25 protein-coding genes are annotated in these 25,130 nt (G+C 64.1%); 13 read left to right on the top strand and 12 right to left on the bottom strand.

Annotation, left to right across the window (positions count from 1 at the left end; all coding sequences use genetic code 11):
- Positions 1–6: 6 nt before the first annotated feature.
- Entirely contained in the window at positions 7–255 is a 249-nt protein-coding gene (locus JOF47_RS13255; RefSeq protein WP_209999282.1) for a hypothetical protein, read from the bottom strand.
- A 398-nt stretch (positions 256–653) separates the two neighbouring features.
- On the opposite strand from JOF47_RS13255, the gene JOF47_RS13250 reads away from it, so the two are divergent.
- The 6 genes from JOF47_RS13250 to JOF47_RS13225 all read left to right on the top strand — a co-directional run bounded on the left by JOF47_RS13250 (position 654) and on the right by JOF47_RS13225 (position 6,538).
- Positions 654–1,127 (top strand): hypothetical protein, encoded by a 474-nt coding sequence (locus JOF47_RS13250; RefSeq protein ID WP_209999280.1) that lies wholly within the window; start codon positions 654–656, stop codon positions 1,125–1,127.
- A gap of 358 nt (positions 1,128–1,485) precedes the next feature.
- Entirely contained in the window at positions 1,486–3,330 is a 1,845-nt protein-coding gene (gene dnaK / locus JOF47_RS13245) for a molecular chaperone DnaK (RefSeq protein WP_209999278.1), read from the top strand.
- Positions 3,331–3,344: 14 nt separating this feature from the next.
- Positions 3,345–3,893 carry a nucleotide exchange factor GrpE gene (locus JOF47_RS13240; RefSeq protein WP_209999275.1) on the top strand — a complete coding sequence of 183 codons (549 nt, stop codon included), beginning with the start codon at positions 3,345–3,347 and terminating at the stop codon, positions 3,891–3,893.
- Between the two features lie 188 nt (positions 3,894–4,081).
- Positions 4,082–5,053, top strand: coding sequence for a DnaJ C-terminal domain-containing protein (locus JOF47_RS13235; protein WP_209999272.1), 972 nt, complete (start codon positions 4,082–4,084; stop codon positions 5,051–5,053).
- Between the two features lie 109 nt (positions 5,054–5,162).
- Positions 5,163–5,594, top strand: coding sequence for a heat shock protein transcriptional repressor HspR (locus JOF47_RS13230; protein WP_209999270.1), 432 nt, complete (start codon positions 5,163–5,165; stop codon positions 5,592–5,594).
- Positions 5,595–5,629: 35 nt separating this feature from the next.
- Positions 5,630–6,538 (top strand): alpha/beta hydrolase, encoded by a 909-nt coding sequence (locus JOF47_RS13225; protein ID WP_209999268.1) that lies wholly within the window; start codon positions 5,630–5,632, stop codon positions 6,536–6,538.
- Positions 6,539–6,614: 76 nt separating this feature from the next.
- On the opposite strand, the gene trmB is transcribed toward JOF47_RS13225, so the two are convergent.
- Together trmB and JOF47_RS13215 are read right to left on the bottom strand one after the other, a co-directional pair.
- Positions 6,615–7,469: a tRNA (guanosine(46)-N7)-methyltransferase TrmB gene (trmB, locus tag JOF47_RS13220; RefSeq protein ID WP_209999266.1), complete on the bottom strand. Its 855-nt coding sequence runs from the start codon at positions 7,467–7,469 to the stop codon at positions 6,615–6,617.
- 26 nt (positions 7,470–7,495) lie between these two features.
- Positions 7,496–8,869 (bottom strand): polysaccharide deacetylase family protein, encoded by a 1,374-nt coding sequence (locus tag JOF47_RS13215; RefSeq protein WP_209999256.1) that lies wholly within the window; start codon positions 8,867–8,869, stop codon positions 7,496–7,498.
- 313 nt (positions 8,870–9,182) lie between these two features.
- Here JOF47_RS13215 and JOF47_RS13210 point away from each other — a divergent pair, with 313 nt between their 5' ends.
- The 3 genes from JOF47_RS13210 (at position 9,183) to clpB (ending at position 12,974) form a co-directional block, all read left to right on the top strand.
- On the top strand, positions 9,183–9,590 hold the full coding sequence (locus JOF47_RS13210; RefSeq protein WP_209999246.1) for a YccF domain-containing protein: 408 nt from the start codon (positions 9,183–9,185) through the stop codon (positions 9,588–9,590).
- Positions 9,591–9,798: 208 nt separating this feature from the next.
- A complete protein-coding gene (locus JOF47_RS13205; protein WP_209999244.1) occupies positions 9,799–10,266 on the top strand; it encodes a VOC family protein in 468 nt (155 codons plus the stop codon).
- Positions 10,267–10,379: 113 nt separating this feature from the next.
- Positions 10,380–12,974, top strand: coding sequence for an ATP-dependent chaperone ClpB (gene clpB, locus JOF47_RS13200; RefSeq protein WP_209999241.1), 2,595 nt, complete (start codon positions 10,380–10,382; stop codon positions 12,972–12,974).
- 115 nt (positions 12,975–13,089) lie between these two features.
- On the opposite strand, the gene JOF47_RS13195 is transcribed toward clpB, so the two are convergent.
- Positions 13,090–13,725: a septum formation family protein gene (locus JOF47_RS13195; protein ID WP_209999239.1), complete on the bottom strand. Its 636-nt coding sequence runs from the start codon at positions 13,723–13,725 to the stop codon at positions 13,090–13,092.
- Positions 13,726–13,880: 155 nt separating this feature from the next.
- On the opposite strand from JOF47_RS13195, the gene JOF47_RS13190 reads away from it, so the two are divergent.
- Both JOF47_RS13190 and JOF47_RS13185 read left to right on the top strand, forming a co-directional pair.
- Positions 13,881–14,108, top strand: coding sequence for a DUF3073 domain-containing protein (locus JOF47_RS13190; protein ID WP_209999236.1), 228 nt, complete (start codon positions 13,881–13,883; stop codon positions 14,106–14,108).
- Between the two features lie 139 nt (positions 14,109–14,247).
- Positions 14,248–15,216, top strand: coding sequence for a Sir2 family NAD-dependent protein deacetylase (locus JOF47_RS13185; protein WP_245356360.1), 969 nt, complete (start codon positions 14,248–14,250; stop codon positions 15,214–15,216).
- A 145-nt stretch (positions 15,217–15,361) separates the two neighbouring features.
- Here the strand turns inward: JOF47_RS13185 and purM are convergent, their stop codons facing one another.
- From purM to JOF47_RS13155, 6 genes are all read right to left on the bottom strand, one after another.
- On the bottom strand, positions 15,362–16,504 hold the full coding sequence (gene purM / locus JOF47_RS13180) for a phosphoribosylformylglycinamidine cyclo-ligase (protein WP_209999233.1): 1,143 nt from the start codon (positions 16,502–16,504) through the stop codon (positions 15,362–15,364).
- A gap of 18 nt (positions 16,505–16,522) precedes the next feature.
- Positions 16,523–18,073, bottom strand: a complete 1,551-nt coding sequence (gene purF / locus JOF47_RS13175; protein WP_209999229.1) for an amidophosphoribosyltransferase — start codon at positions 18,071–18,073, stop codon at positions 16,523–16,525.
- A gap of 63 nt (positions 18,074–18,136) precedes the next feature.
- A complete protein-coding gene (locus JOF47_RS13170; RefSeq protein ID WP_209999227.1) occupies positions 18,137–18,463 on the bottom strand; it encodes a hypothetical protein in 327 nt (108 codons plus the stop codon).
- 13 nt (positions 18,464–18,476) lie between these two features.
- Complete coding sequence (locus JOF47_RS13165; RefSeq protein WP_209999225.1) at positions 18,477–18,854, bottom strand: sterol carrier family protein; 378 nt, start codon at positions 18,852–18,854, stop codon at positions 18,477–18,479.
- 6 nt (positions 18,855–18,860) lie between these two features.
- Entirely contained in the window at positions 18,861–19,865 is a 1,005-nt protein-coding gene (locus JOF47_RS13160; RefSeq protein WP_209999223.1) for an asparaginase, read from the bottom strand.
- Positions 19,866–19,874: 9 nt separating this feature from the next.
- Positions 19,875–20,489, bottom strand: a complete 615-nt coding sequence (locus JOF47_RS13155) for a class I SAM-dependent DNA methyltransferase (protein WP_209999222.1) — start codon at positions 20,487–20,489, stop codon at positions 19,875–19,877.
- Between the two features lie 108 nt (positions 20,490–20,597).
- On the opposite strand from JOF47_RS13155, the gene purD reads away from it, so the two are divergent.
- Together purD and JOF47_RS13145 are read left to right on the top strand one after the other, a co-directional pair.
- On the top strand, positions 20,598–21,884 hold the full coding sequence (gene purD, locus JOF47_RS13150; protein ID WP_209999219.1) for a phosphoribosylamine--glycine ligase: 1,287 nt from the start codon (positions 20,598–20,600) through the stop codon (positions 21,882–21,884).
- A complete protein-coding gene (locus JOF47_RS13145; RefSeq protein ID WP_209999217.1) occupies positions 21,885–22,790 on the top strand; it encodes a phosphoribosylaminoimidazolesuccinocarboxamide synthase in 906 nt (301 codons plus the stop codon).
- A gap of 97 nt (positions 22,791–22,887) precedes the next feature.
- Here JOF47_RS13145 and JOF47_RS13140 read toward each other — a convergent pair whose 3' ends face one another.
- Both JOF47_RS13140 and JOF47_RS13135 read right to left on the bottom strand, forming a co-directional pair.
- Positions 22,888–23,304, bottom strand: coding sequence for a hypothetical protein (locus tag JOF47_RS13140; RefSeq protein ID WP_209999214.1), 417 nt, complete (start codon positions 23,302–23,304; stop codon positions 22,888–22,890).
- A 14-nt stretch (positions 23,305–23,318) separates the two neighbouring features.
- Entirely contained in the window at positions 23,319–25,127 is a 1,809-nt protein-coding gene (locus JOF47_RS13135) for an ABC transporter ATP-binding protein (protein ID WP_209999212.1), read from the bottom strand.
- Positions 25,128–25,130: the final 3 nt, after the last annotated feature.

The raw sequence follows: 25,130 nt of genomic DNA, 5'->3' as shown, positions 1-25,130 counted from the left end.
CCACGTTCAGGCCAAGAATTTTTGTATACCAAACACGGTAACTGGCATTACATCGTTTGTAAATGGTCTGCTTTTATCTGAATATGGCGCAGTTTTTGGAATACCAAATACTGTGGCGAGTCGATCGTATTGACCGTAGTCGAAGGGTGGCGCATCAACCAGCGTCCGGAAAGGTGTGCCGGGAAGCTTGGAGGCGTTTGCAGCATGAGTAAGTGCTTCGGCGTGCTGTTGCGGAAAGAGCGTTTGCCTGCGCATGAAGCGTCGTGTCGGCTATCGTGCCGACAGTCTGCGGGTGCGCGGTTCATGCCGCGCTTCTTCGTCAGTTCTGAACAGCTGCGCGGACCAAGTGTGTTCGGACAGTCTCCGGCGGCCGCTTGATTTGAGCTGTTCTAGTGGTTCATGCTTTGAAATTCATCTTGAAAAGTGAGAACCACTAGGCATGTTAGGCGTATCTTGGTTCTTGAAATCTCATCCGTTCGAATGACTTGCGCCGGGTGCATAGCCAGGCAATTCATCCCTAAGAGCGGCATCGGAGACGGCCAAGGCAAATAATCTGGGGGCAGAACGGCGGGGCTGTTGTTTTGCCCGTTCCCGCCCGGTACCCAGAATTCGTTGGCTATTGCTGGTCAAATACCTACCCATGGAGTAGTCCCGTGATTGAATCCCTGCAGGAATTCGCATCCTCGTTCCCGCCCGCATTGCAATGGATCGCCGTAATGCTGGCTGCGGCGGTTCCCTTCGTTGAGTCCTATTTCGGGTCCGCGCTTGGAGTCGTGATCGGCCTGAATCCTGTGGTTGCCATTCTGGCTGCAGTACTTGGCAACGTCGCCTCGATGCTCCTGCTGGTCAATGGTGCACATCTTGTTCGCAGCAAGGTGGCCAAGGAAAAGAAGGCCCCGACCGAGAAGTACAAGAAGCTGCACGTGGCCTTCGACAAGTACGGCGTTGCAGGCGTCAGCCTTTTGGGGCAGACCATCTTGCCGAGCCAGATCACCTCGGCCGCACTGGTTTCATTCGGCGCTGCGAAGGAGAAGGTCATCTTCTGGCAGATCATTTCCATCATTTTGTGGGGTGCGGCCTTCGGTGCGCTCGCGTTCCTGGGCGTGGACCTGATGCTGGGTCGCTGACCTTGGTTGGGCGATGCTTTCGAGGCGGCCCGAAAGCACCGCCCACTGTGCGTAATGCCTCGGAAGGCCCTCATTTCCGGGGAGTCCGCCAGTCGTCTTGGTGGTGGATCGGCGCATGTTCCGCTCAATCTCTCTCAGCGAACACATCTCCCAGCAACTTCAAAGAATGCCGGATTTCCGCGGGTTTTTTCCACGGAATCCGGTTGTTTTTTGCCCAAAAGCCAAAACTTGAGCCATCTGCACTCAAGTTTGAATTGACAAGGATTTGCGGCCGAGTAAACTTGAGTACAGAACGCTCAACCGGTTCATCCGGAAGGAACGTTGGTTTATTTTCCCCAAGGCAAGAAGGAGCTCACCCATGTCACGTGCCGTAGGTATTGACCTCGGAACCACCAACTCTGTTGTATCCGTCCTCGAAGGTGGCGAGCCCACCGTTATCGCCAACGCCGAAGGCAACCGCACCACCCCGTCGGTTGTTGCATTCGCCAAGAGCGGCGAAGTCCTGGTTGGCGACATCGCCAAGCGCCAGGCAGTCAACAACATCGACCGCACCATTGCTTCGGTCAAGCGCCACATGGGCACCGACTGGTCGGTTGCCATTGACGACAAGAAGTACACCGCGCAGGAAATCTCAGCTCGTATCTTGATGAAGCTCAAGAACGACGCCGAAGCCTACCTGGGCGAAAAGGTCACCGACGCGGTTGTCACCGTTCCGGCTTACTTCAACGACGCCGAGCGCCAGGCCACCAAGGAAGCCGGCGAGATCGCGGGCCTCAACGTCCTGCGCATCGTCAACGAGCCGACCGCGGCAGCACTGGCCTACGGCCTGGACAAGGGCAAGGAAGACGAGCTCATCCTGGTCTTCGACCTCGGCGGCGGAACCTTCGACGTGTCCCTGCTGGAAGTTGGCAAGGACGACGACGGCTTCTCCACCATCCAGGTCCGCTCCACCGCGGGCGACAACCGCCTCGGCGGCGACGACTGGGACCAGCGTGTAGTTGACTGGCTGCTGTCCCAGGCCAAGCAGAAGGGCGCCGACCTGTCCAAGGACAAGATCGCCCTGCAGCGCCTGAAGGAAGCCGCCGAGCAGGCCAAGAAGGAACTTTCCTCGGCCACAAGCACCAACATCTCCCTGCAGTACCTCTCGGTCACCCCGGAAGGCCCGGTTCACCTGGACGAGCACCTCTCCCGTGCGAAGTTCCAGGAACTGACCGCCGACCTGCTCGAGCGCACCAAGAAGCCGTTCAAGGACGTCATCGCCGAAGCCGGCGTAAAGGTCTCCGAGATCGCACACGTGATCCTCGTCGGCGGCTCCACCCGCATGCCTGCGGTTGCCGAACTGGTCAAGGAAATGGCCGGCAAGGAAGCCAATAAGGGCGTCAACCCGGATGAGGTCGTTGCAGTTGGCGCGGCCCTCCAGGCCGGCGTGCTGAAGGGCGAGCGCAAGGACGTTCTGCTCATCGACGTCACCCCGCTGTCCCTGGGCATCGAAACCAAGGGTGGTGTGATGACCAAGCTGATCGAGCGCAACACCGCGATCCCGACCAAGCGTTCGGAGACCTTCACCACCGCCGAGGACAACCAGCCTTCGGTATCGATCCAGGTCTTCCAGGGCGAGCGCGAGTTCACCCGCGACAACAAGGCCCTGGGAACCTTCGAGCTGACCGGCATCGCGCCGGCTCCGCGCGGCATCCCGCAGGTCGAGGTCACCTTCGACATCGATGCCAACGGCATCGTCCACGTGTCCGCCAAGGACAAGGGCACCGGCGTTGAGCAGTCGATGACCATCACCGGTGGTTCCTCGCTGTCCAAGGACGACATCGACCGCATGGTCCGCGAAGCCGAGGAGCACGCCTCCGAGGACAAGGCCCGCCGCGAGGCAGCCGAGACCCGCAACGCCGCCGAGCAGACCGCCTACTCGGTGGACAAGCTCATCAAGGACAACGCCGACAAGCTGCCTGAAGAGGTCAAGGCCGAGGTCCAGGCCGACGTCGACGCGCTGAAGAAGGTCCTTGAGTCGCAGAACAACGATGACGAGGTCAAGGCCGCGTTCGAGAAGCTGCAGGCTTCGCAGGGCAAGCTGGGCGAGGCCATCTACGCCAACACCCAGGCATCGTCCGACGGAGAAGGCGGAGCCGAGGCCCCGAACGCCGAAGAGGACATCGTCGACGCCGAGGTCATCGACGAAGACGAAAAGAAGTAAGGGGCGCATCAACCATGTCTGAGGAAAACCACGACGAGGGTGCCTCCAACGAAGAGATCACTCCCGTTGACGAGGCCCATGACTCGGGCGACGCGTTGAGCCAGGCCGAGGCCATCCTCAACGAGGCTGCCGCGGAAGGCGCGGTTGCCGACAAGGAAGCCGAGTTGCGCGAGGACCTGCAGCGACTGCAGGCCGAGTACGTCAACTACCGCAAGCGCGTTGAGCGTGACCGAGAGGCAGTGCGCGAGCTTGCCGTGCAGTCGGTCTTGAACAACCTGCTGCCGGTCCTTGACGACATCGATGCAGCCCGTGCCCACGGTGATTTGACCGACGGACCGTTCGCTTCGATCGCCAACAAGCTCGATGCAGTGCTCGAAGGCCTCGGCCTTGAGCGCATCAGCGAAGCCGGCGTGGCATTCGACCCGGCCGTGCACGAGGCACTGTTGCAGCAGCCGAACCCGGAAATTCCGGCAGACCATGTCGCAATGGTCCTGCGTGCGGGTTTCAAGAAGGGCGACCGCATCATGCGTGCAGCCCAGGTGATCGTTTCCCTCGGGGAGTAATTGCCAAGCAAGGCAACACAGTAGTAAAACCGTGAAGTAACTCCACCACCTGCGGCGGGTCATCCGGGTTCCTGGAAAGGACCGGGGACCCGCCGCAGGCCGGTGGAGGTCCACCCCAGGATTTTGGCCCGGGAACCGTTTCCACGAGTTCCCGGGCACCGAAGCACTACAGGAAAAGGAGGCGCCTGATGGCAAGTCAGGATTGGGTCGAAAAGGATTTCTACGCCATATTGGGCGTCTCCAAGGACGCCAGCGAAGCTGACATCAAGAAGGCCTACCGGAAGATGGCCCGCAAGTACCACCCGGACACCAACTCGGGCGATGCCGCGGCGGAGCGGCGCTTCAAGGACATCACCGAGGCGCACTCGGTGCTCTCCGACCCCGAAGACCGCCAGCAATACGACGCAATCCGGGCCATGGGCTCCGGCGCCCGTTTCAGCGCCGGCGGCGGCCACGGCGGGCCCAACAACGGCGGCTTTGAAGACGTCTTCTCCAACCTCTTTGGAGGCGGAGGCGGAGGCGGCGGACACCGCGGCAGCCAGGTGCCACCCGATTTTTCCGACCTCTTCGGAGGAGGCGGCGGCGGGTTCGGCGGGTTCGGCCAGCAGGCACCGCGCAAGGGCGCGGACCGCACGGCAAGCACCAGCATTTCCTTCGCTGGTTCCATCAAGGGAACCACCATCGGACTGCGTGAAGACAACGGCGAGATCATCGACGTGCGTATTCCCGCGGGCATCAAGGACGGACAATCCGTGCGCGTGCGCGGCAAGGGTTCGCCGGGCACGGCCGGCCCAGGGGACCTGATCGTCAAGGTCAGCGTCAAGCCCCACGCAGTTTTCACCCGCGAAGACAACAACATCCGCATCCATGTTCCGGTCACCTTCGCGGAGGCGGCACTGGGCGGGCAAATCGAGGTCCCCACGATCACCGGGGACACCGTCAAGATGAAGGTTCCGGCCGGATCCTCTGCCGGCCGAACGCTGCGCCTGAAGGGCCGCGGCGTGCATACCGCCAAGGCCACCGGCGACATGCTTGTCACCCTGGATGTCTTGGTCCCGCAGAACCTGTCCAAGGAAGCAAAGGCCGCGGTCGAGGCGTTTGCGGAGGCCACCAAGGGCGAAGATCCGCGTCACGGCCTGTTGGCCCGCGCAGTACTCTAGGAACGACGTGGTTGCCTTCCCGGCATTTGCGGAAGGCAACCCCCACGGGCATCGTTCAACCGGCCCATTGTGGGTTGCAACATACGGAAATGCATGGAGGGGCAGAATCATGAACAATGAAAGACTTCGACCGGTTTTTGTCATTTCCGTTGCAGCCGAATTGGCGGAGATGCACCCGCAAACCTTGCGCCAGTACGACCGCATGGGCCTGGTTTCGCCTTCCCGGCAGGGCGGCAAACAACGCCGGTACTCCGAACGCGACGTGGAGTTGCTACGCGAAATCCAGCGTTTGTCCAAGGACGGCGTCTCCCTCGAAGGGATCAAGCGGGTGCTGGCCCTGGAGAACCAGGTTGCCGCGCTCCAGGCCCGGATCAGCGAACTGAGCAACGAGGTTTTTGCACTGCGCAGCGCCCGCCAGAACGCGGGGCCGGGCCGCGTCTTCGCCGCCGGCACCAGCGGCGACGTAGTGTCCCTGACGCGGGGCCAGCGTCCGCGCGGCCGCAGCCAAGCCTTGGTGATCTGGAACCCGCGCACCAAATAGACACCAAAGGTCTTGGCCTGGCAAGGGGGACTCGAATGCCGAACCACGGGGGATACGCCCGGCTCAGTGCAGACGCCGAGGCCCGTTTTGAGGCCCTGTGCGCCATCCGCGGCCGTTTGCGCAGAAGCCACCGCCAAGCCCTCGACGGGACGGCACACGCGCTGCGTGCGGGCTCCATGGACCCCGCCATCCCCGGGCGCCACCTGCTCTACCTGGACCTTTCGGCGCGCGAACCGCTGGCAGCCATCGTCGTGGGCGACCTGGATACGGCAACGCATGTCACTTGGCAGCTTTCTGGCACCGGGATCAGGGCCCGCAACGCCCTGTGGGGTAGCGTGCGCGAAGCGGGACAGCTGTACCTCGAACAGCGCAAGGTGGGAGTCGAGGAGCCGGCGGTTGTCGCCTGGCTGGGATACCGCAGCCCCAACATGCTCAGCGCCCTGTTGAACGGCTCGGCACACCGCGGCGTGGAGATCCTCGAACGCGACCTGGAAACCTTTGCCGCGTTGCGGCACGGGGAACCGTACCTGGCACTCGAAGCCCATTCCTACGCGGCAACCCTCGCCGCCCAGGCGCTCGACTCGCGCGCCGGATCCACCGCGTTTGTCCAGGCCCTGGCGACCATCGGCTCGGCGGGTATCCCTAGGCAATTGTCCCGCGACCCGAGCCGGCTCAACGTCCCCGCGGACCATATCTATGAGGCGATCGCCGTCCGGGATCGTCTGGCCTGGTGGGGACGGTTGCTTTCGGGCAGGAAGCTCATTGCCGGCCACTCCTTCAGTGTTGCCGGCAGGCCCGATCTTGGCCTGCTTGGCGTCAGCGGGCACAACACCTCGCAAATGACCCCGGGGAACCCCGGTGCGCCGCGCGGATACAGGGACCCGGGCACCACGTCGCTGCGCAACCTTGCCTTGATCACCACAGGCCAAAAACCGTTGGGATAGGCCGAAAGCGTTTTGCCCGCAAAACGGAAATTCCCCCTGCAGCGCCGCGGCGCCACAGGGGGAATTTCATGCTTGCCTAGTTCTTGCGGTAGGTCAGGTCGAAGATCAACCGGCCCGCCTTCAGTGCCTTGCCTTCGAAGCTGGTGAGCGTGCGGCCCTCGAAGCGCGGGGCCCAGCCGCCAAGCTCGTCGGTGAATGCCGCATCTTGGTCCTCACCCTCGAGACCGAGTCGGCGGACCTTCGTCAGGTTGCTGTCCTCGCCGGCCAGATTGCCGGGGTGCAGGTTCTCGAAGCTTCCGGATGCGTCGAAGATTTCGCGCATCTGTTCCGCATAGTTCGACCAGTCGGTGGCAAGCCGGACGACGCCGCCGGGAACCAAAACGCGCTCGATCTTGGGAAGGAACGATTCCTTGATCAGGCGGCGCTTGTGGTGGCGGATCTTGTGCCACGGGTCGGAGAAGAAGATCCAGACTTCATGGGCGGAAGCCTCGGGAAGCATGATGTCCAGGGCTTCCGGGGCGTTGGCCTGGACAGCGCGCACGTTGGTGAGCTCGCGGTTTTCCACGCGAACCATCAGGGCCGCAAGTCCCGGGCGGTAGACCTCCACGGCCAGGAAGTCCTTGTCGCGGTTCTCGTCAGCGGCGTGGGCCATGGCTTCGCCGAGGCCGGAACCGATTTCAACGATCAGCGGGGCCTTGCGGCCGTAGACGGCCTCCGGATCCAGGACGAAGCCCTCGGCCACCGAGGTGTCGGTACGTTCGCGCTCAGGCTCGATGACGTACTTGTCCGCGATGCGCTCCCAGGCATCCGCACGGCGGCCATGGAGGCGGCTGCCACGGCGGACGAAGGATACCGGTTCGGCTTGGTAGAAGCTGAGGTCTTCAACTGCGCGGCCGGTGGACGGCATCTTGCGATCTGTGGGAATGCTCATGTACTTAAGGTTAGCGAACTCGCCGACTACTTTTTCTCGTCCGTCCCCGAACGGCCGGCGGTCGGCAGCGGGGTGCGGGAATAGGCTTCCCCCGAATTCAACTTGTCCTTGCCCAGCAACTCGGTGACGGTGACAAAGGTGTAGCCCTTGGCCTTGAGCCGCGAAAGGATCTCCGGCACTGCCGCCACGGTGCTGCCGTGGATGTCGTGCATGAGGACGATGGAACCCGGTTTGGTCTGCGAAACCGCGGCGTCGACAACCTTCCCGGTGTTCTTGTGCTTCCAATCCAGGGTGTCGACGTCCCACAGGATCACCGGTGCCTGCGCCAGCCGGTCGATCGTTGGGTTGCGCGCACCGTAGGGGGGACGCAGGAGCGTGGCGGGCTGGTCGATTGCCGCGGAGATCGCCTCGTTGGTGCGGTCAATCTCACTTCGAACCTGGGCCGGGGACAAGGCCGGCAGCGAACGGTGGCTCCAGGTGTGGTTGCCCACCTCATGGCCCTCGGCGATCATGCGCTCGATGAGTTCGGGACGGGTCTTGGCGTTGGGTCCGACGACAAAAAAGGTTGCTGCGGCGTTTTTCTTCTTGAGCTCGTCAAGCAACTTGCCGGTCTTGGGGCCGGGGCCGTCATCGAAGGTCAGTGCCACGCACTTGGTTTTGCTGCAGTCGATGTTTCGCGGCTCGCGGCGCTGTTCGGTGCCCGGAACCTGGGTTGTCTGGGTCGGCTCCCCGGGCCTTGCGGAGCCCCAGAGGCCCGCCGAAATCCTCGGCACGGGGTTCATGGCCGCGGTTCGTGCCATCTGGCCAAAGGGCGAGAGCAACGGAACGATGTTTGCTGCCGGAACCGTGACGACAATGGAGCCGGCCGAGCCAGGGGCAATCGTGTAGTCATCGAATTCGATGGTGGCGTTGCCCTGCGCGTCAAAGTTGACCGAATCCAGCCACGAATCTTCCAGCTGGGTCACGCTCTCCGGGACGACCTCGGGATCTGACGTCGCGGACTGGGCCACGAACTCGCGGAATTCCGCCCAATCGTCGTCGCTGTCGAACAGGTCGCGGCTGTCCAGCAGACCGGGTGTGCGCGTGTCGAACCACTGGGTCACGAAGCTGCTGCCGCCCGAGGCTCCGGCGAACTCGTAGACGGCGGTCCTGATGCCGATAACGTGCTGCGAAACCGCGGTGAGGTAGCTGCGCAGGTTGAGTTCCCCGGTTGCCGCGGATCCGGCGTAGACATCGGGGATGTTGTTCCGGTTGAACTCATCCAGGTGCGACTCGACGAGGCCGCGTTGCGCTTCGCCGACCGAGGGAACCGAAGGCACCTCGAAGTGCCGGCTGAAGATGTGGCGGTGTTCGTCGGATTGCTCGACGGTGTTGAGGTCGGGGACCAGGAGCAACGGCAAGGAATCGGCCTGGGAAGCGCCGGTTTGCGAAGAATCCCGGGCTGACGTGGGGGAAGCTTCTGTGGGCGTTGCCGGAGAGCCTGGTAGCGGTGCGCATCCGGTGAGAAGTGTGAGTGTGAGGAGTCCTGCAAGGAACTTGGATGATTTTTGACCGAAGGCGTACCGCATTCATCAAGCTTGCCGTTTTAGGCCGAACTAATCGAATTGAGAGAGGAAAGCGGCGCAAATTGTTAGAAAGTGTTACCGGGCCTTCGGGGAAAAATCAGGGACATACCCCATGGCAGAAGTTCCCCGAGTGGGCGATGCTAGGAATATGCGCAACCTACTTTCGACTGTCCTAAATGTCATTTGGCTGGTTTTCGGAGGCATATGGCTGGCGGCCGGATACGCCTTGGCCGGCGTCATCTGTTGCCTGCTCATCGTGACGATTCCCTTTGGCATTGCGTCCTTCCGCATTGCGCTATACGCCCTGTGGCCGTTCGGACGCACGGTTGTCGACCGCGGGCAAGTGGGCGCAATGTCGACCATTGGAAATGTCATCTGGATTCTGGTGGCAGGCATCTGGATCGCCATCGGCCACGTACTGACGGCCATCCCCATGTTTATCAGCATCATCGGCATCCCGCTGGGCATAGCAAACCTCAAGATGATCCCGATTTCCCTGATGCCGCTGGGCAAGGAAATCGTTCCCTCCAGCCACTACATTCCAGGGGGCCGCTAAGCCCCGGCGCTACCGAGGCCCGACCCCGCACCCCGAATTACCGCTTCCGGCAGCCATGGCCCGGGGCGATATTTTTGCGTGGTGCGATGCTCTGCGTGAGCGGCGCTTGTCCGCGTGCTGTGTGCGTTCCGCCCTTGAAAGTCGTTCGGGGGGTTCATAGTCTGTGGATGTGCCGAACACCCAATCAGAGCCCCAAGGGGGATCACCCATGAAAAACATCGTTACCTGCCTGTGGTTCGACCAGCAGGGTTTGGACGCCGCCCGGTTCTACACCTCGATCTTCCCGAATTCGGAGATTGGCACCCAAGTGGTTCTCGATGAAAACGGGCAACCCGCAACCGTGCCACTGACCGTCGACTTCAGCCTCAACGGCAGCCCGTTCGTGGCGCTGAACGGGGGACCCATGTTTTCGTTCAACGAGGCTGTCTCCTTCCAGATCATGTGCCAGGACCAGGCCGAGGTCGACTACTACTGGGACGCATTGACTGCGGGCGGCGAGGAAAGCCAGTGCGGCTGGCTCAAGGATCGTTTCGGGGTCTCCTGGCAGGTGGTTCCGACGAGGCTGCCGGAGCTGCTCGGCCAGGGCGATCCCGAGGTGGCGCGCAAGGTTATGGAGGCATTCATGCCGATGCGGAAATTCGATATCGCGGCACTCGAGCGTGCGGCCGTTTCCTAATACGGGGCGGAGGCTGCCGAAAAATCCGAGATGCCGGGAATAGGTTCATGCAAACCAAAGTTGAGTTAGGTAGACTCAAGTTTGAGTGAATCGCTAACAACGGAAGGAATAGCGTGGACACGAAATTTACAACCAAAAGCCAGGAAGCACTCTCCGGATCGGGCATGAATGCCTCCACCGCCGGGAACCCTCAGGTGGAACCCGTCCACCTACTCAAGGCCCTGGTCGACCAGCGCGAATCGGTGGCCGTGGCACTGCTCAAGGCAACGGGGGTCGACCCGGACCAGGTTTCCGTCCAGGCCAGTGCCGCGATCAAGGCCCTGCCCTCGTCTTCGGGAAGCACGGTGGCCCAGGCCCAGTACTCCCGCGGAATACTCCAGACAATCAACTCCGCGCAGCAAGCGGCCGAGGCGCTCGGCGACGGTTACGTTTCGACCGAGCACCTGCTGCTGGGGCTAAGTGACGACACCGGGGCCGCGGGCAACATCTTGCGCGGACTTAACGCCACCCGCCAGGCCCTCGAAGCTGCGCTGCCCGGAATCCGCGGGGACCGCAAGGTCAACAACCCGGATCCGGAAAACACCTTCCAGGCGCTGGAAAAGTTCGGCACGGACATGACGGCCATCGCCCGCTCGGGCAAGCTGGACCCGGTCATCGGCCGCGACGGGGAAATCCGCCGTCTGGTCCAGGTGCTCTCACGCCGCACCAAGAACAACCCGGTGCTCATCGGCGAGCCCGGCGTGGGCAAGACGGCCGTTGTCGAGGGACTGGCCCAGCGCATGGTGGCCGGGGACGTCCCCGAATCCCTGCGCGGCAAGACCCTGATCTCCCTGGACCTGGGGTCCATGATCGCCGGCGCCAAGTACCGCGGCGAATTCGAGGAACGCCTGAAGGCCGTGCTCGAGGAAATCAAGGCCTCCGACGGACAAATCGTCACGTTCATCGACGAGATCCACACGGTCGTGGGCGCGGGTGCCTCCGAGGGCGCCATGGACGCGGGCAACATGCTCAAGCCCATGCTGGCCCGTGGCGAACTGCGACTGATCGGTGCCACCACGCTGGACGAGTACCGCGAAAACATCGAGAAGGACCCTGCCCTTGAGCGCCGATTCGCCCAGGTCTACGTGGGGGAGCCGAGCGTTGAAGACACCATCGCCATCCTGCGTGGCTTGAAGGAGCGCTACGAGGCGCACCACAAGGTCAGGATCGCCGACTCCGCACTCGTGGCCGCCGCGGCGCTGTCCGACCGGTACATCCCCGGCCGCCAGCTTCCGGATAAGGCAATCGACCTCATGGACGAGGCCGCCAGCCGCCTGCGCATGGAAATCGACTCGGCCCCCGAGGAAATCGACCAGCTGCGCCGCGCCGTTGACCGCCTGACCATGGAGGAACTGGCGCTGGAACGGGAAACCGATCCGGGGTCCATCGAACGCCTGGAAGCGCTGCGCTCGGACATGGCCGACAAAAAGGAAGAACTCGCAGCACTCAATGCGCGTTGGGAGGCGGAGAAAGAAGGCCTGAACCGCGTCGGCGACCTCAAGGTGCGTCTCGACGAGCTGCGCTCGCAGGCGGAGAAGCTGCAACGCGAGGGCGACCTGGAACGCGCCTCGCGCCTGCTCTACGGGGAAATCCCCGCGCTGCAGGCGCAGGTGGACGCGGCGGCCAAGGCCGAGGAGGAAGTCGGTGCCCGCGACCTGATGGTCGCCGAGGAAGTCTCGGCCGACGACATCGCCGAGGTCATTTCCGCGTGGACGGGAATCCCCGCCGGGCGCATGCTGCAGGCCGAAAGCCAGAAGCTGCTGGAAATGGAATCGTTCCTGGGCCACCGGCTGATCGGCCAGCAGAAGGCCGTCGCGACGGTCTCCGATGCCGTGCGCCGCGCCCGGGCCGGAATCTCGGACCCGGACCGTCCCACCGGTTCCTTCCTGTTCCTGGGCCCCACCGGCGTGGGCAAGACCGAGCTGGCCAAGGCGCTCGCCGACTTCCTGTTTGACGACGAACGAGCCATGGTCCGCATCGACATGAGCGAGTACGCGGAGAAGCACTCGGTGGCCCGGCTGGTCGGCGCCCCTCCGGGATACGTCGGCTACGAGGAGGGCGGACAGCTCACCGAGGCGGTGCGCCGCCGCCCCTACTCCGTGGTGCTGCTGGACGAGGTGGAGAAGGCCCACCCGGAGGTCTTCGACATCCTGCTCCAGGTGCTCGACGACGGGCGGCTCACGGACGGCCAGGGCCGCACGGTGGACTTCCGCAACGTCATCCTGATCATGACCTCGAACCTCGGTTCGCAGTTCCTGGTCGACCAGACGCTGGACCCCGAGGCGAAGAAGGACGCGGTGATGAACATCGTCAACGCATCGTTCAAGCCCGAATTCCTGAACCGGCTCGATGACGTGATCATGTTCGATCCGCTGTCGCTCGAGGAACTGGGCTCGATCGTCTCCCTGCAGGTGGACACCCTGGCCGGGCGTTTGGCCTCGCGCCGCCTGCAATTGGTGGTCGACGAGGATGCCCGCGATTGGCTGGCGTTCACCGGATTCGACCCGGCCTTCGGCGCCCGCCCGCTGCGTCGCCTGATCCAGCGTGAGATCGGCGACAGGCTGGCCCGCGAGCTGCTGGCCGGCAACGTCCAGGACGGGGACACCGTGGTGGTGGGTGTCAACGAGCTCAATGACGGGTTGACGCTCAGCTCAAGCCGCACCCGGTAACGAACACGGGCCGTGACAAGTTGGCGCCGGGCTTCGACGGGGGTTTCCCCGATCGGATCCCGGCGCTTTCACGTACCCGTCCAGGGTGTCGGAACACGGTCCTGCGGGATGGTTCCTAGGAGCTGATGCCAGCCGCATCGTCGGGCAACAGGGATTCCTGTACGGTGCCCTCGTTCAGGGCGAGGAAGCATGCCACCTTGCGGTCTCCCGTTTTCCAGGTTCCGGCCGAAGGGCGCGAGAAGTGGTAGGACCAGGTTGAATCTATCGAGCTTCCCGGATCGAGGGTGACGGATTTGCACAGGCTCTCCGAGCGGCTCTGCATCTGCTCGGTGCCGGGGAAAACATCCTCGGTGATTTCGAACGAACCAATCATCTGGGCATTGTGCGCTGTCGGGCACGTAACAATCGTGACGGGTTCGAGGGCGCTCTTGAATCCTTGGAGGCAGTCGCCCACGGCCAGCTGCTCCGGGGGAACCTGAAGGGCGATGATGCCGTCGAGGCCCGGAGATGGGTTTCTCGTCACTGTGGCAGCGGGGCCGCTGGAGGGGTCATTGCCGAGAATTTTTACCGCGCCATAGAGAGCAACCAGCAGGATGCCGAGCGTTCCGACCACAGCCCACAACGAAGGCGAGCGCCACCACAAGCGTTTTTGCGGTCTGGCTCTGCGCGCCGGCAACGCGGCTTTTCCCTCGAAGGGAGGCGGGACGGACAAGCAAGCTCCCTTGACGGTAGCAGTCGACTTGGTGGACAAAATAATACTCTACCGGCAGAACCGGGGTTGCGGGCAGGCACTAGTCGCCGAATCATGTTAACCTTGAAACACGAAAGAATTAGTCACATATTCTGGGGCCTCCGCCTAAAACGGCAGGACCACCTCCAGATCTACTGAAAAAAGGGGGTCACGCCATGGGGCGCGGCCGTCAGAAGGCAAAAGCGACACGACAGGCCAGGGATATTAAGTATTTCTCCCCGGCCACTGATTTGTCAGCCTTGGAACGCGAGCTTGGGAACACGCGCGGTCATAGCACCGCGACACCAAGCCCTGTCGAAGTACCTTACGAGCCCGATTATTCGGACTACGAAGATAAGTACGCAGACGACGACGATGAGGACGACCAACGGCGCATCAGCTGATGTGCCGACTCCCTGAAGTGACCCCTGATGCATCAGCGGTCGTGGTTTTTCCAGTACGTGAGCATGAAGACCGTGGCCACCACACAGAACCTGTGTTGGTGACCGCGGTCTTTGTCGTGCCCGCAGGGAGGGAATAGAAATGCTTCACGAAGGCCAGCTCGGCATCGAAATGGCGCGCCGGGCCGCCATCCGTTCCATCGAGCGTGTGGTGGGGGAGAACGCCCCGCTCCAGGACCCCGAGGTGGCCAGCAACGGCATCCGCGAAATGCTGGCAAGAGGCTCGGTGCTGGTGCTCACCGGTGCCGGCGTCTCCACAGATTCCGGAATCCCCGACTATCGCGGCCCCCACGGATCCCTGCTTAGGCACCGGCCCATGACATACCAGGAATTCCTGCATGAACCGGCGGCACGACACCGCTATTGGGCGCGCAGTTTCGTGGGCTGGCGGCACATGGACAAGGCCTCTCCCAACCCGATCCACCATCGCCTGGCTGCATGGGAATCTACGGAAAAAATCAGCGGCATCGTCACGCAAAATGTCGACGGGCTGCATGTTGCGGCCGGCTCGCGAAACGTGATTGCCCTGCATGGCGACCTTGAACAGATTACCTGCCTGAAATGCGGGACCCTCGAAAACCGCCGCTCGCTGGACGTGCGCCTGCACGAGGCAAACCCCGGCTACCTCGAACGCATCGAGCTGGACCCCAGCCTGGTGAACCCGGACGGGGACGTGAGCCTGGACCAGAAGCACGTCGATGAATTCACGATGGTGGGCTGCCTGGTGTGCGGATCCGAGGCGTTGAAGCCCAATGTCGTCTATTTCGGCGAAAACGTGCCACCCGAACGCAAGGCGCGGCTCAAGGAGCTCGAGACGGGTTCCAGCGCGCTGCTGGTCATCGGTTCCTCGTTGGCCGTCATGAGCGGCTACAAGCTGCTGCTCGACGCCCGCGCCGCGGGCAAGCGCGTTGGGCTGATCAACGGCGGTCCCACGCGCGGGGACGCCAAGGCCGACTTCAGGTGGCGCACCAACATCGCCGAGGCACTGGACCTGCTCGAGGTACCCGCCCGGGCCGATCCGTCCACGGAGCAACGCCGCCTGCCGATGTAGGTCGTTCCGCTTTCCGCCCCCCCGAGGGGCAGGTCGTCGCGGCGGGGAGACGCATCTTCGAAACGGGCGTCGCAAACCCGAGGCCTTAAGCAGTGAAGGACCGTACCCATGGGTACGGTCCTTCACTGCTTAAAGCTTGCGGTAGTTAGCTGGCGAAGTTGCCGCGCATCAGCACGGCGCCGCCGTCTACGCCCTTGGCGCCCTGGACGTAATCCAGGCCCGCGGTCTTGGCGTCCTCGGTGACGGCACCGACGGTGCCCATGACCCACGAGTTCATGCCGCGGGCATTCAGACGGGCCAGGGCGGCATCGGCGATGGAGGCATCAACGATGGCAACCATGCCCACGCCCAGGTTCAGCGTGCGCTCCAGGTCCGGCTGCGGCACGGAACCGAGCTCGGAGATGACCTTGAAGACCGCCGGCAGTTCCCAGCTGTTGCGCTCCACGGTGGCCATCAGGCCCTGTGGCAGCACGCGGGCCAGGTTGGCCGCAAGGCCGCCGCCGGTGACGTGGCTGAAGCCGTGCACGTTGATTGCGCCGTCGACGTTGAACGCGCGGATCAGGTCCAGGCAGTCCATGGTGTAGATGCGGGTCGGTTCCAGCAGTTCCTCGCCCAGGGTGCGGCCGAATTCCGGAACGTGGCGGTCAAGGGCCCAGCCGGCGTGTGCAACAACGCTGCGCACCAGCGAGTAGCCGTTGGAGTGGATGCCGGAGGCGGACATGCCGATGATGACGTCGCCGTCTTTGACGCGGTCCGGGCCCAGCAGGCCGTCGGCCTCGACGATGCCGGTTGCGGCACCGGCGACATCGTATTCGTGCTCGCCCAGCAGGCCCGGGTGCTCGGCGGTTTCGCCGCCGACCAGTGCGGTGCCGGCGATCTGGCAGCCCTCGGCGATGCCGCGGACGATGTCGGCGATGCGTTCCGGGACAACCTTGCCGCAGGCAATGTAGTCGGTCATGAACAGCGGCTCGGCGCCGACAACAACGATGTCATCGACGACCATGCCGACCAGGTCGTGGCCGATGGTGTGGTGGATGTCCATGGCCTGGGCGATGGCCACTTTGGTGCCGACGCCGTCGGTGGAGGTCGCCAGCAGCGGCTTCTTGTAGGACAGGAACTTCGAGGCATCGTAAAGGCCGGCGAATCCGCCGACCCCGCCGATGACATTGGCGTTGTGGGTTGCCTTGATGGCACCCTTCATCAACTCGACGGCACGGTCTCCGGCCTCGACGTCGACACCGGCCGAAGCGTAGGTGATTCCGGAATTCTCAGGGGTGGCGCTTGTCATCTCTGATGTGTCCTTTACTTAGTTGCGCGGTGTTTTGTCTTCGGCGGTGAGCGTGGACTCGAACTCCGCATCCGGGCCCGGTTCACATCCCGCCTGGTTGCTACGTTCAAGCAAGTTCTTGCCCCGAAGCTCGGTGCCCGGCAGGGCGATCGGGTAGTCGCCGGTGAAGCAGGCGGTGCACAGTCGCTCGCGCGGCTGCTTGGTGGCACCGATCATGCCGTCCTCGGAAATGTAGGCCAGGGAGTCGGCGCCGATGGACTTGCCGATTTCCTCGACGGCCGCACCGTTGGCGATTAGTTCCGCACGGGTGGCGAAGTCGATGCCGTAGAAGCAGGGCCACTTGACCGGAGGGGAGGAGATCTTCACGTGGACCTCGGCGGCGCCGGCCTCGCGCAGCATGCGCACCACGGCGCGCTGGGTGTTGCCGCGCACGATCGAGTCATCGACAACCACCACGCGCTTGCCCTTGATGACGGGCTCCAGGGCATTGAGCTTGAGCTTGATGCCGAGCTGGCGCAGCGTCTGCGACGGCTGGATGAAGGTTCGTCCCACGTAGGCGTTCTTCACGAAGCCGTGGGCGAAGGGGATCCCCGATTCCTCGGCGTAGCCGATGGCTGCCGGTGTGCCGGATTCCGGAACCGGAATGACGATGTCCGCCTCGGCGGCGTTTTCGCGGGCCAGCTGGCGGCCCATCTCCACGCGGGATTCGTACACCGAGCGGCCGTTGATGGAAGCATCGGGGCGGGCCAGGTACACGTACTCGAAGACGCAGCCGGCAGGGGTTGCCTCGCCGAAGCGCTGCGAGCGGACGCCGTCCTCGTCGATGGCGATGAATTCGCCGGGCTCGATCTCGCGGATGAAGCTGGCACCGACGGTGGCCAGTGCGGCCTGTTCGGAGGCCACGACCCATCCGCGGTCCAGGCGGCCGAGCACCAGCGGGCGCACGCCGAAGGTGTCGCGTGCCGCGTACAGGGTGTTTTCGTTCATGAAGACGAAGCAGAAGGCACCCTGGAGCTTGGGCAACAGGTCAAGTGCCGTCTCTTCAAGGGTCTGGCCTTCGCCGCCGGAAAGCAGCGCCGTCACCAGGGCGGTGTCGGTCGTGTTGCCCTGGGCGATTTCGCCGCGGACCTTTTCGCCGGACTCGGCGAGACGGGCGTTGACCATGTCCATGAGTTCGGCGGAGTTGGTCAGGTTGCCGTTGTGGGCCAGTGCCACGGTGCCCGAATTGGTGGGGCCAAGGGTCGGCTGGGCGTTGGCCCAGTGGCTTGCGCCGGTGGTCGAGTATCGGCAATGGCCGATGGCCAGGTGGCCGGCCATCGAGTTCAGCGTGTTCTCGTCGAACACCTGCGAGACAAGCCCCATGTCCTTGTAGACATTGATTCGCTGTCCGTCACTCGTGGCCAATCCGGCCGATTCCTGCCCGCGATGCTGCAGCGCATAGAGACCGTAATAGGTCAGCTTCGCTACTTCTTCGCCGGGAGCCCAAACACCGAAGACACCGCATTCATCCTGCGGGCCCTTCTCGTCGGGCAAAAGATCATGATTTAGGTTTCCGTCACCACGCGCCATAGAAATTATTCTCTCACGACACGGGAGCCTTGGTTTGCGAGAAAAGTCGCCCGGCAGGTCCTTCTAGTGGTGTTCTGGCTCACCAGTGGGCACTGCCGTGGCACGACGGCCGCGCTTGAGTGTGACGCGATCCACAATCAAAAAAACGATACCGGCCAGTAGCACCCCGGCAAAGGCAAAACCGACGGCCAGGAAGCCGGCAACGGAGCCGCGCGAGAAGTCGGGCGACTCGGGGCCGGTGTATGCGGAAATGAGGGCGATGATGATGCCCACCGCGGCGCCGACACCCATGAAGGGCCAGAACTTGGGGGCCGCATGCACGACTACTTCGATGTTTCCGGAAGGGGTTGGATCGGGTGTTGGTTCTGCGGGTTGTTGCATCGGTTCCATACCCTCAAGGGTACTAAACCAGCGGCAACTCGGCTGCCAGATCAGCCCGCAGGCCCGAAGCCGTGACCTTTCCGGTCGCCAGCGCCGCTTCCCAGGAGATCCGCCCGCTCACCAGCGCCAGCCACATGTCGGCAGGTAGCTCGATGACGTTCGGGGGAGTGCCGCGGGTGTGCCGCGGGCCTGGAATGCACTGGGTGACGCCGAAGGGCGGAACCCGCACCTCCACGGAGTTGCCCTCGGCCCGGCTGGCCAATTCCTCAAGCGAGTAGCGCACGGCCATGGCAATGAGCGGGCGCGGCAGGTCTGCCTCGACGCCCTCGGCGCTCGCGGTGATCCAGTGCTGCAGGGCTGCACGCCCCTCGGCCGGGTTGATGCGTCGTTTGATGGCCACGGGGGATCAGTCCAGCAATTCCATGACGCTGTCCGCCAGGCGCACCGATCCCACGGGCTCGGCCCCTCCGAGGATCGGGCGGGAGATCTTGGGAAGGATGCCGGCCAGCTGTTCGGCGCTGATGGCACCGGCCCGTTCGAGCAGGGTCAGCCCCAGCATGTCGGAGCCCCGCCCCGAACCGTCGAGCATCTTCACGGCGACCGCGGTGCCGTTGGGGGCCGCGAGCACCAGCACGCCCTCGGCGCCCAGCTTTGCGAGGACGCCCAGATCCTCCATCACCACGGTGTTGGGCAGGGTATGGCCCTGCACGGCCCACGGGTAGTCGAGCATTGCCGTGGCAATCGTTGCCGCGCGGGCCTCGGAGTGCTTGTTGCCGGGCGCCTGGGCGAGCTTCGAGATGGCACGCGCCAATCCAACGAGCGAAATGACGGGAACCGGGGCGCCGCAACCATCAATGCCCAGATGGGAAATCTTTTCTCCGGCATACTGCTCGACAACCTCGATGACCCGCTGCTGCAGCGGGTGTTCGGGGGAGAGGTAGGTCTTGGTGTCCCAGCCGTTTTCGGTGCAGGCCCACAGGAAGGCGGTGTGCTTGCCCGAGCAGTTGAACGCGAGCTTCGACTTGCCTTCGCCGTCGCGGACCATGTCGATCCGGGTTCCCTCGTGTGCCGGCCACGCTGTGGGGCAACCCAGGTCGTCTTCCGCCAGGCCCGCCTTGGAGAGCATGATCTTGGCCAGTTCGATGTGCTCGGCACTTCCGATGTGGCTGGCGCAGGCCAACGCCACCTCGGCGCCACGCAAGGGAACTCCGCTCTGCATGGAAGCAAGTGCCTGGAACGGCTTGAGCGTTGAGCGCGGGTAGATCAGCCCGTGTGGATCCCCGAGCGCGGAAACTATATCGCCCGAAGCATCAACGACCACCGCGGCACCGCGGTGCCGCGATTCAATGAAGCCGTTGCGTTCGACAACGATGAGGTCCACGGCCTGGGAAGAAAGTAAGGTTTCGGGCATCTAACCAGTTTAGGGCTTGGCCCCGTGCAAGAGCGCAACGATGAAGTCGCCGTCGGCATCGAAGTCGTGCATGTCCCAGCCGGAAAAGCGGGCCGTGAAGACGAGCCCCGCCGCTGCCGCATCCCGCTCGAAATCACCCAGGGCGTAGCCCTTGCGAAGGGAGAACCCGACCACCAGCCGGCCGTTCCCCGCCAGGTGGCCGGCGAGCGAGCGCAACACCGCGCCGGTGCTGCCGGGTGCCGCAAAGGCCAGGACGTTTCCCGCGGCGACGACCACGTCGAACAGCTCCGGGTTGCCATCGGCATCGCGCAGCCGGAGTGTTGCCAGGTCGCAGTGTTCCCAGCGGGAGCCGGGGAAATCCTTGCGCGCCTGCGCCAGCAATTCGCCGTCCAGGTCAACGCCGGTGACCGCATGGGAGCGTGCCGCAAGCTCGCCGCCGACGCGTCCGGTGCCGCAGCCGGCGTCAAGGACGCGGGCCCCGCGCGGCAGAAGTGCATCGACGAACCTGGCCTCGCCATGCAGGTCGGCTCCCTCGGCCCGCAGCTGCGCGAAGCGCTCGATGTAGTCCTGCGCCTGCTTCGGGTTGGTGCGCGACTGCTTTTCCCACAGTGTTTCCTTACTCATGCCAATGAGCATATGCCGGGGCGGGAAAAGATCGTCGTTGCGCCCAATGCGTCGGACCAAAGACTTCCGGAAGCCACTGCGCTGCCGGAACCGGTAGGCTTAAGTCTCGTGAAGGTACTGGTTATTGGCCCCGGCGGCCGCGAACATGCACTGATCCGCGCACTGGCTGCGGACCCCTACGTCACCGACCTGCATTGCGCACCGGGTAATGCCGGAATTTCGCGCGATGTCTCGACCCATGAGATCGACGCCCAGGACCCCGCGGCAGTGGTGGCACTGGCCCGGGAACTGGGTTCGGATTTGGTTGTTGTTGGCCCCGAAGCGCCACTGGCTGCAGGAGTGTCCGACGCGTTGATCGCGGCAGGCATCCCGGTCTTTGGCCCCACCAAGGCGGCTGCCCAGCTTGAGGCCTCCAAGGCCTTCGCCAAGAACGTCATGGCAGAGGCCGGCGTTCCCACGGCGATGGCAAGGGTGGCCACCAACACCGAGGAAGCGGCCGACGCACTTGACGCCTTCGGCGCCCCCTACGTGGTGAAGGACGACGGGCTTGCCGCGGGCAAGGGCGTCGTTGTCACCTCCGACCGTGCCGAGGCCCTGGCCCACGCCGAGACCTGCTTCGAGGCGGGCGGAACCGTGGTCATCGAGGAGTTCCTCGACGGCCCCGAGGTCTCCCTCTTCGTGATCTGTGACGGCACCCACGCGGTCCCGCTGGCACCGGCCCAGGACTTCAAGCGGATCTTCGACAACGACGAAGGCCCGAACACCGGCGGCATGGGCGCCTACTCGCCGCTGCCGTGGCTGCCTGCCGGCTTCGTCGACGAGGTCATGGAACGCGTCGCCTACCCGACGCTGCGCGACATGGAATCCCGCGGCACCCCCTTCACCGGCGTGCTCTACTGCGGACTTGCCATCACCTCCCGCGGCATCCGCGTCATTGAATTCAACGCACGCTTCGGCGACCCGGAAACCCAGGCCGTGCTTGCGCGCCTGAAGACCCCGCTCGGCGGGCTGCTGCTGGCAGCAGCCAAGGGCGAGCTCGACGACGCGGAGCAGCTGCACTGGCGTCCCGAGACCGCCGTCGGCGTGGTCATGGCCGCCGAAAACTACCCGGACTCCCCGGTCAAGGGCGCCGCAATCAGCGGCCTGGCGGACGCCGAGGCCATCGAGGACGTCTCCGTGCTGCACGCGGGAACCACCAGCAACGAGGCCGGGGACGTCATCGTCGCCGGCGGCCGCGTGCTGGCCGTCGTCGGCCTGGGGGCCGACCTGCATGCAGCACGCGACAAGGCCTACGCCGGCGTCGCCGCCATCTCTTGGGACGGTGCCCAGCACCGCACCGACATCGCACTGAAGGCCGCCAACGGCCAGATCAGTGTCTCGGAAGGAACAAACTAAATGTCAGGCCTGCAAACCGAAACCCTGGACCTCCCGGGCTGGACGCACTTCTACTCGGGCAAGGTGCGTGACCTGTACGTTCCGGCCGGAACCTCCTTTGCGGAGACCGACCGCGTGCTGGTTGTCGCTTCCGACCGCATCAGCGCCTTCGACTACGTGCTCACCTCCGAGATCCCAGACAAGGGCAAGGTGCTCACGCAGTTGAGCCTGTGGTGGTTCGACCAGCTGAGCGAAATCCCCAACCACGTGATTTCCACCGACGTCCCCGAGGCCGTCGCCGGCCGGGCCATGGTCTGCAAGAAGCTGGACATGTTCCCGATCGAGTGCATCGCCCGCGGTTACCTGACGGGTTCCGGCCTGGCCGAGTACAAGGTCAGCCAGACCGTGTGCGCACTGCCGCTTCCGGCAGGCATGGTCGACGGCTCCAAACTGGACCCGGCGATCTTCACCCCCTCGGCCAAGGCCGAGGTCGGCGAGCACGACGAGAACATCACGTTCGAGGAAACCGCCGCCCGCATCGGCGGCCAGCAGGCCGCGGACCTCCGCGACGCCACGCTTGCCCTGTACACCCGCGCCGAGGAGATCGCCCGCGGCCGCGGCATCATCCTGGCCGACACCAAGATCGAGTTCGGCATCGATCCGTCCAACGGCCAGATCACCCTGGGCGACGAGGTGCTGACCCCGGACTCCTCGCGTTTCTGGGACGCCAAAACCTACGCGCCGGGCCAGGCCCAGCCGTCGTTCGACAAGCAGTACGTCCGCGACTGGCTGACCAGCGCCGAATCGGGCTGGGACAAGAACTCCGGCGAGGAGCCTCCGGCACTTCCGGCCGAGGTCATCGAGCGTACCCGCGAACGCTACATCGAAGCGTACGAGCGCCTGACGGGCCTGACCTTCAGCGCCTAGAAGCTTGAACGCGAGGGGCCCTGGAACCGCATTTTCGGATGCGGTCCCGCGGCCCCTTCGTCGTTCCCTGTGTTGGCTCCGGGTTGCTTCTGCGCCCTCAGGCGACGCGTGAGGCGACGGCCAAAATGAAACAGGGCAGCAGACTCGCAATGATGCCCGTGGCCCAAAAGACCATGCCGGACAAGGACGCCCGCGGGCGCAGCCAGCGGTTCACGAGCCACCAGACGAGAACCGACGTTGCGATGATGGGGCCGAATGCAACGAACACGGGAAATATCCCGTCGTTTTCCGTGGGGTCCCGTTGTGTCAGGCCGAGCGCGGCCAGCGGCCAACTGGCCGCGATGTACCAAGCCATGAAGAGGGGAATGATCCCGGGGATTCCCAGCAGCAGATTGACGCAGGCAACGAAGCAGGGGCGCACCTCGGCCCTGGAAGCGATCGCATATTGCTGCTTGATTTCCGTGCTCCGTCCTTCGTCATTGTCGAATCCGGTAGGCAGGTCCCGCCGTGGCAAGCCGTCTCCGGGCCTCAGACCATCGACTCGCGCCAGGCCTTGTGCAACGCCGCGAAGCGGCCGTCTTCGCTGATCAGCTCCGCGGGAGAGCCGTCCTCCACTACCATGCCGTCGTGGACCACCAGCACCCGGTCGGCGATCTGCACCGTGGACAGACGGTGCGCGATGATCAGCGCGGTGCGGTTGCCCAACAGCGTCTGCAGGCCGCGCTGGACCGCGCGTTCGCTCGGGATATCCAGCGAGCTGGTGGCCTCGTCCAGGATCAGCACGGCAGGGTCCGCAAGGAAGGCGCGCGCGAACGAAATCAGCTGGCGCTGGCCGGCCGAGACGCGGCCGCCGCGCTTGTTCACATCCGTCTCATACCCGTCGGGCAGCGCGTTGATGAACTCGTGGGCCCCCACGGCGCGGGCGGCAAGGATGATCTCCTCGCGGCTCGCGCCGGGCTTGCCCAGGGCGATGTTCTCCGCGACGGTTCCGGAGAACAGGAAGGACTCCTGGGTCACCATGACTACGTGGCGGCGCAGGTCGTCATTGGCGATCTGGTCGATGCGGACCCCGTCCAACGTCAGGGAGCCGGAGCGCAGGTCGTAGAACCTGGCGATCAACTTGGCGAGGGTCGACTTGCCGGCGCCGGTCTGGCCCACCACCGCAATGGTCTGCCCGGCCGGGATGTCCAGGTCGAACCTGTCCATGACCACGGGGCCGTCGCCGTAGCCGAAGACCGCGTCCTTGAACTCCAGGTGGCCGGTGACCCTGCCCAGGGGGCGTGGCTTGAGCGGCTCGACAACCGTCGGCTCTTCCTCGAGCAGTCCCGAGACCTTTTCCAGTGCCGCCGTCGCGGCTTGCAGCGAGGAATAGAACATCGCGACGTTTTCAACCGGCTGGAAGACGCGCTTGGTGGCCAGGAGGAGTGCAACCAGCACGCCGACGGCCAGCGTGCCGTCGAGGACCCGGAAGCCGCCCCAGGCCAGCACCGCGGCCATGCTGAGGCTGCCGATGAGCACCAGGCCCGGCTGCAGCACTCCAAACAGGTTGATGGAGCGGATCGAGTTGTCGCGGTATTCGCCCGCGACATTCGCGTAGTTTTCGTCGTTCGAGGCTTCCCTGCGGAAGGCCTTGACAGCGCGGATGCCCGTCATGGTTTCCACGAAGGTGCCGATGAGCTTGGCCGAGACGACCCGGGATTCGCGGTAGACGGTTTCCGAGCGGCGCTGGTACCAGCGGAAGAGCAGGCTGATCGGAATCATTGCCGCAACGACCACCAGGCCGCTGCGCCAGTCCAGCACGAAGATGGAGACCAGCGTGAAGATCACGAAGACGCTGGAGGAGACGAGCTCGGAGATGCCCTGGTCCAGCAGCTCGCGCAGGGTCTCGAGGTCGGAGGTCTGCCGGGAAATGATGCGGCCCGAGGTGTAGTTTTCGTGGAATTCCAGGCTCAGCCGCTGCGTGTGCCTGAACACGCGCAGGCGGAGGTCAAGGAGCATGGCCTGGGAGATCCTCGCGGTGCACAGGACGTACCAGCCGAGCAGGCTTCCGGCCAGGATGGCGCTGAGCAGGTAGACGCCGCCGGTGATTCCAAGTGCGGCGATGTTTCCGCCCTGGACCTGCGGCAGGCCCCAGTCGATGGCCCAGGCGATGATCAGCGGGAAGGAGGCGCTGGCCGCATTGGAAACGACGACAAGCAGCACGGTCAGGGCGAGCATCGGCTTCTGCTTGCCGGCCAGCACGGCCAGCAGCCTCCACGACCTGGCGCGGACCCGTGCCCGCTCGGGCTTGGAAAGGGTAATGGCGTCTTCGTTGGACACACCCGTGTTTTGGCTCATGTC

This window comes from Paeniglutamicibacter kerguelensis, assembly GCF_017876535.1.
GTDB classification, from domain to species: domain Bacteria; phylum Actinomycetota; class Actinomycetes; order Actinomycetales; family Micrococcaceae; genus Paeniglutamicibacter; species Paeniglutamicibacter kerguelensis.
The sequence above is the reverse complement of the archived record's forward strand: the minus strand, read 5'-3'. Positions and strand labels throughout refer to the sequence as shown.

Excerpts from the sequence above, each read along its gene's own strand:
- JOF47_RS13240 (WP_209999275.1), top strand. The coding sequence starts at position 3,345 with ATGTCTGAGGAAAACCACGACGAGGGTGCCTCCAACGAAGAGATCACT.
- purF (WP_209999229.1), bottom strand. The coding sequence starts at position 18,073 with ATGGCGCGTGGTGACGGAAACCTAAATCATGATCTTTTGCCCGACGAG.
- JOF47_RS13135 (WP_209999212.1), bottom strand. The coding sequence starts at position 25,127 with ATGAGCCAAAACACGGGTGTGTCCAACGAAGACGCCATTACCCTTTCC.
- JOF47_RS13145 (WP_209999217.1), top strand. The coding sequence starts at position 21,885 with ATGTCAGGCCTGCAAACCGAAACCCTGGACCTCCCGGGCTGGACGCAC.
- JOF47_RS13155 (WP_209999222.1), bottom strand. The coding sequence starts at position 20,489 with ATGAGTAAGGAAACACTGTGGGAAAAGCAGTCGCGCACCAACCCGAAG.
- JOF47_RS13235 (WP_209999272.1), top strand. The coding sequence starts at position 4,082 with ATGGCAAGTCAGGATTGGGTCGAAAAGGATTTCTACGCCATATTGGGC.
- JOF47_RS13225 (WP_209999268.1), top strand. The coding sequence starts at position 5,630 with ATGCCGAACCACGGGGGATACGCCCGGCTCAGTGCAGACGCCGAGGCC.
- purM (WP_209999233.1), bottom strand. The coding sequence starts at position 16,504 with ATGACAAGCGCCACCCCTGAGAATTCCGGAATCACCTACGCTTCGGCC.
- JOF47_RS13170 (WP_209999227.1), bottom strand. The coding sequence starts at position 18,463 with ATGGAACCGATGCAACAACCCGCAGAACCAACACCCGATCCAACCCCT.
- JOF47_RS13255 (WP_209999282.1), bottom strand. The coding sequence starts at position 255 with ATGCGCAGGCAAACGCTCTTTCCGCAACAGCACGCCGAAGCACTTACT.
- JOF47_RS13230 (WP_209999270.1), top strand. The coding sequence starts at position 5,163 with ATGAACAATGAAAGACTTCGACCGGTTTTTGTCATTTCCGTTGCAGCC.
- JOF47_RS13210 (WP_209999246.1), top strand. The coding sequence starts at position 9,183 with ATGCGCAACCTACTTTCGACTGTCCTAAATGTCATTTGGCTGGTTTTC.
- JOF47_RS13185 (WP_245356360.1), top strand. The coding sequence starts at position 14,248 with ATGCTTCACGAAGGCCAGCTCGGCATCGAAATGGCGCGCCGGGCCGCC.
- JOF47_RS13160 (WP_209999223.1), bottom strand. The coding sequence starts at position 19,865 with ATGCCCGAAACCTTACTTTCTTCCCAGGCCGTGGACCTCATCGTTGTC.
- JOF47_RS13205 (WP_209999244.1), top strand. The coding sequence starts at position 9,799 with ATGAAAAACATCGTTACCTGCCTGTGGTTCGACCAGCAGGGTTTGGAC.
- dnaK (WP_209999278.1), top strand. The coding sequence starts at position 1,486 with ATGTCACGTGCCGTAGGTATTGACCTCGGAACCACCAACTCTGTTGTA.
- JOF47_RS13190 (WP_209999236.1), top strand. The coding sequence starts at position 13,881 with ATGGGGCGCGGCCGTCAGAAGGCAAAAGCGACACGACAGGCCAGGGAT.
- trmB (WP_209999266.1), bottom strand. The coding sequence starts at position 7,469 with ATGAGCATTCCCACAGATCGCAAGATGCCGTCCACCGGCCGCGCAGTT.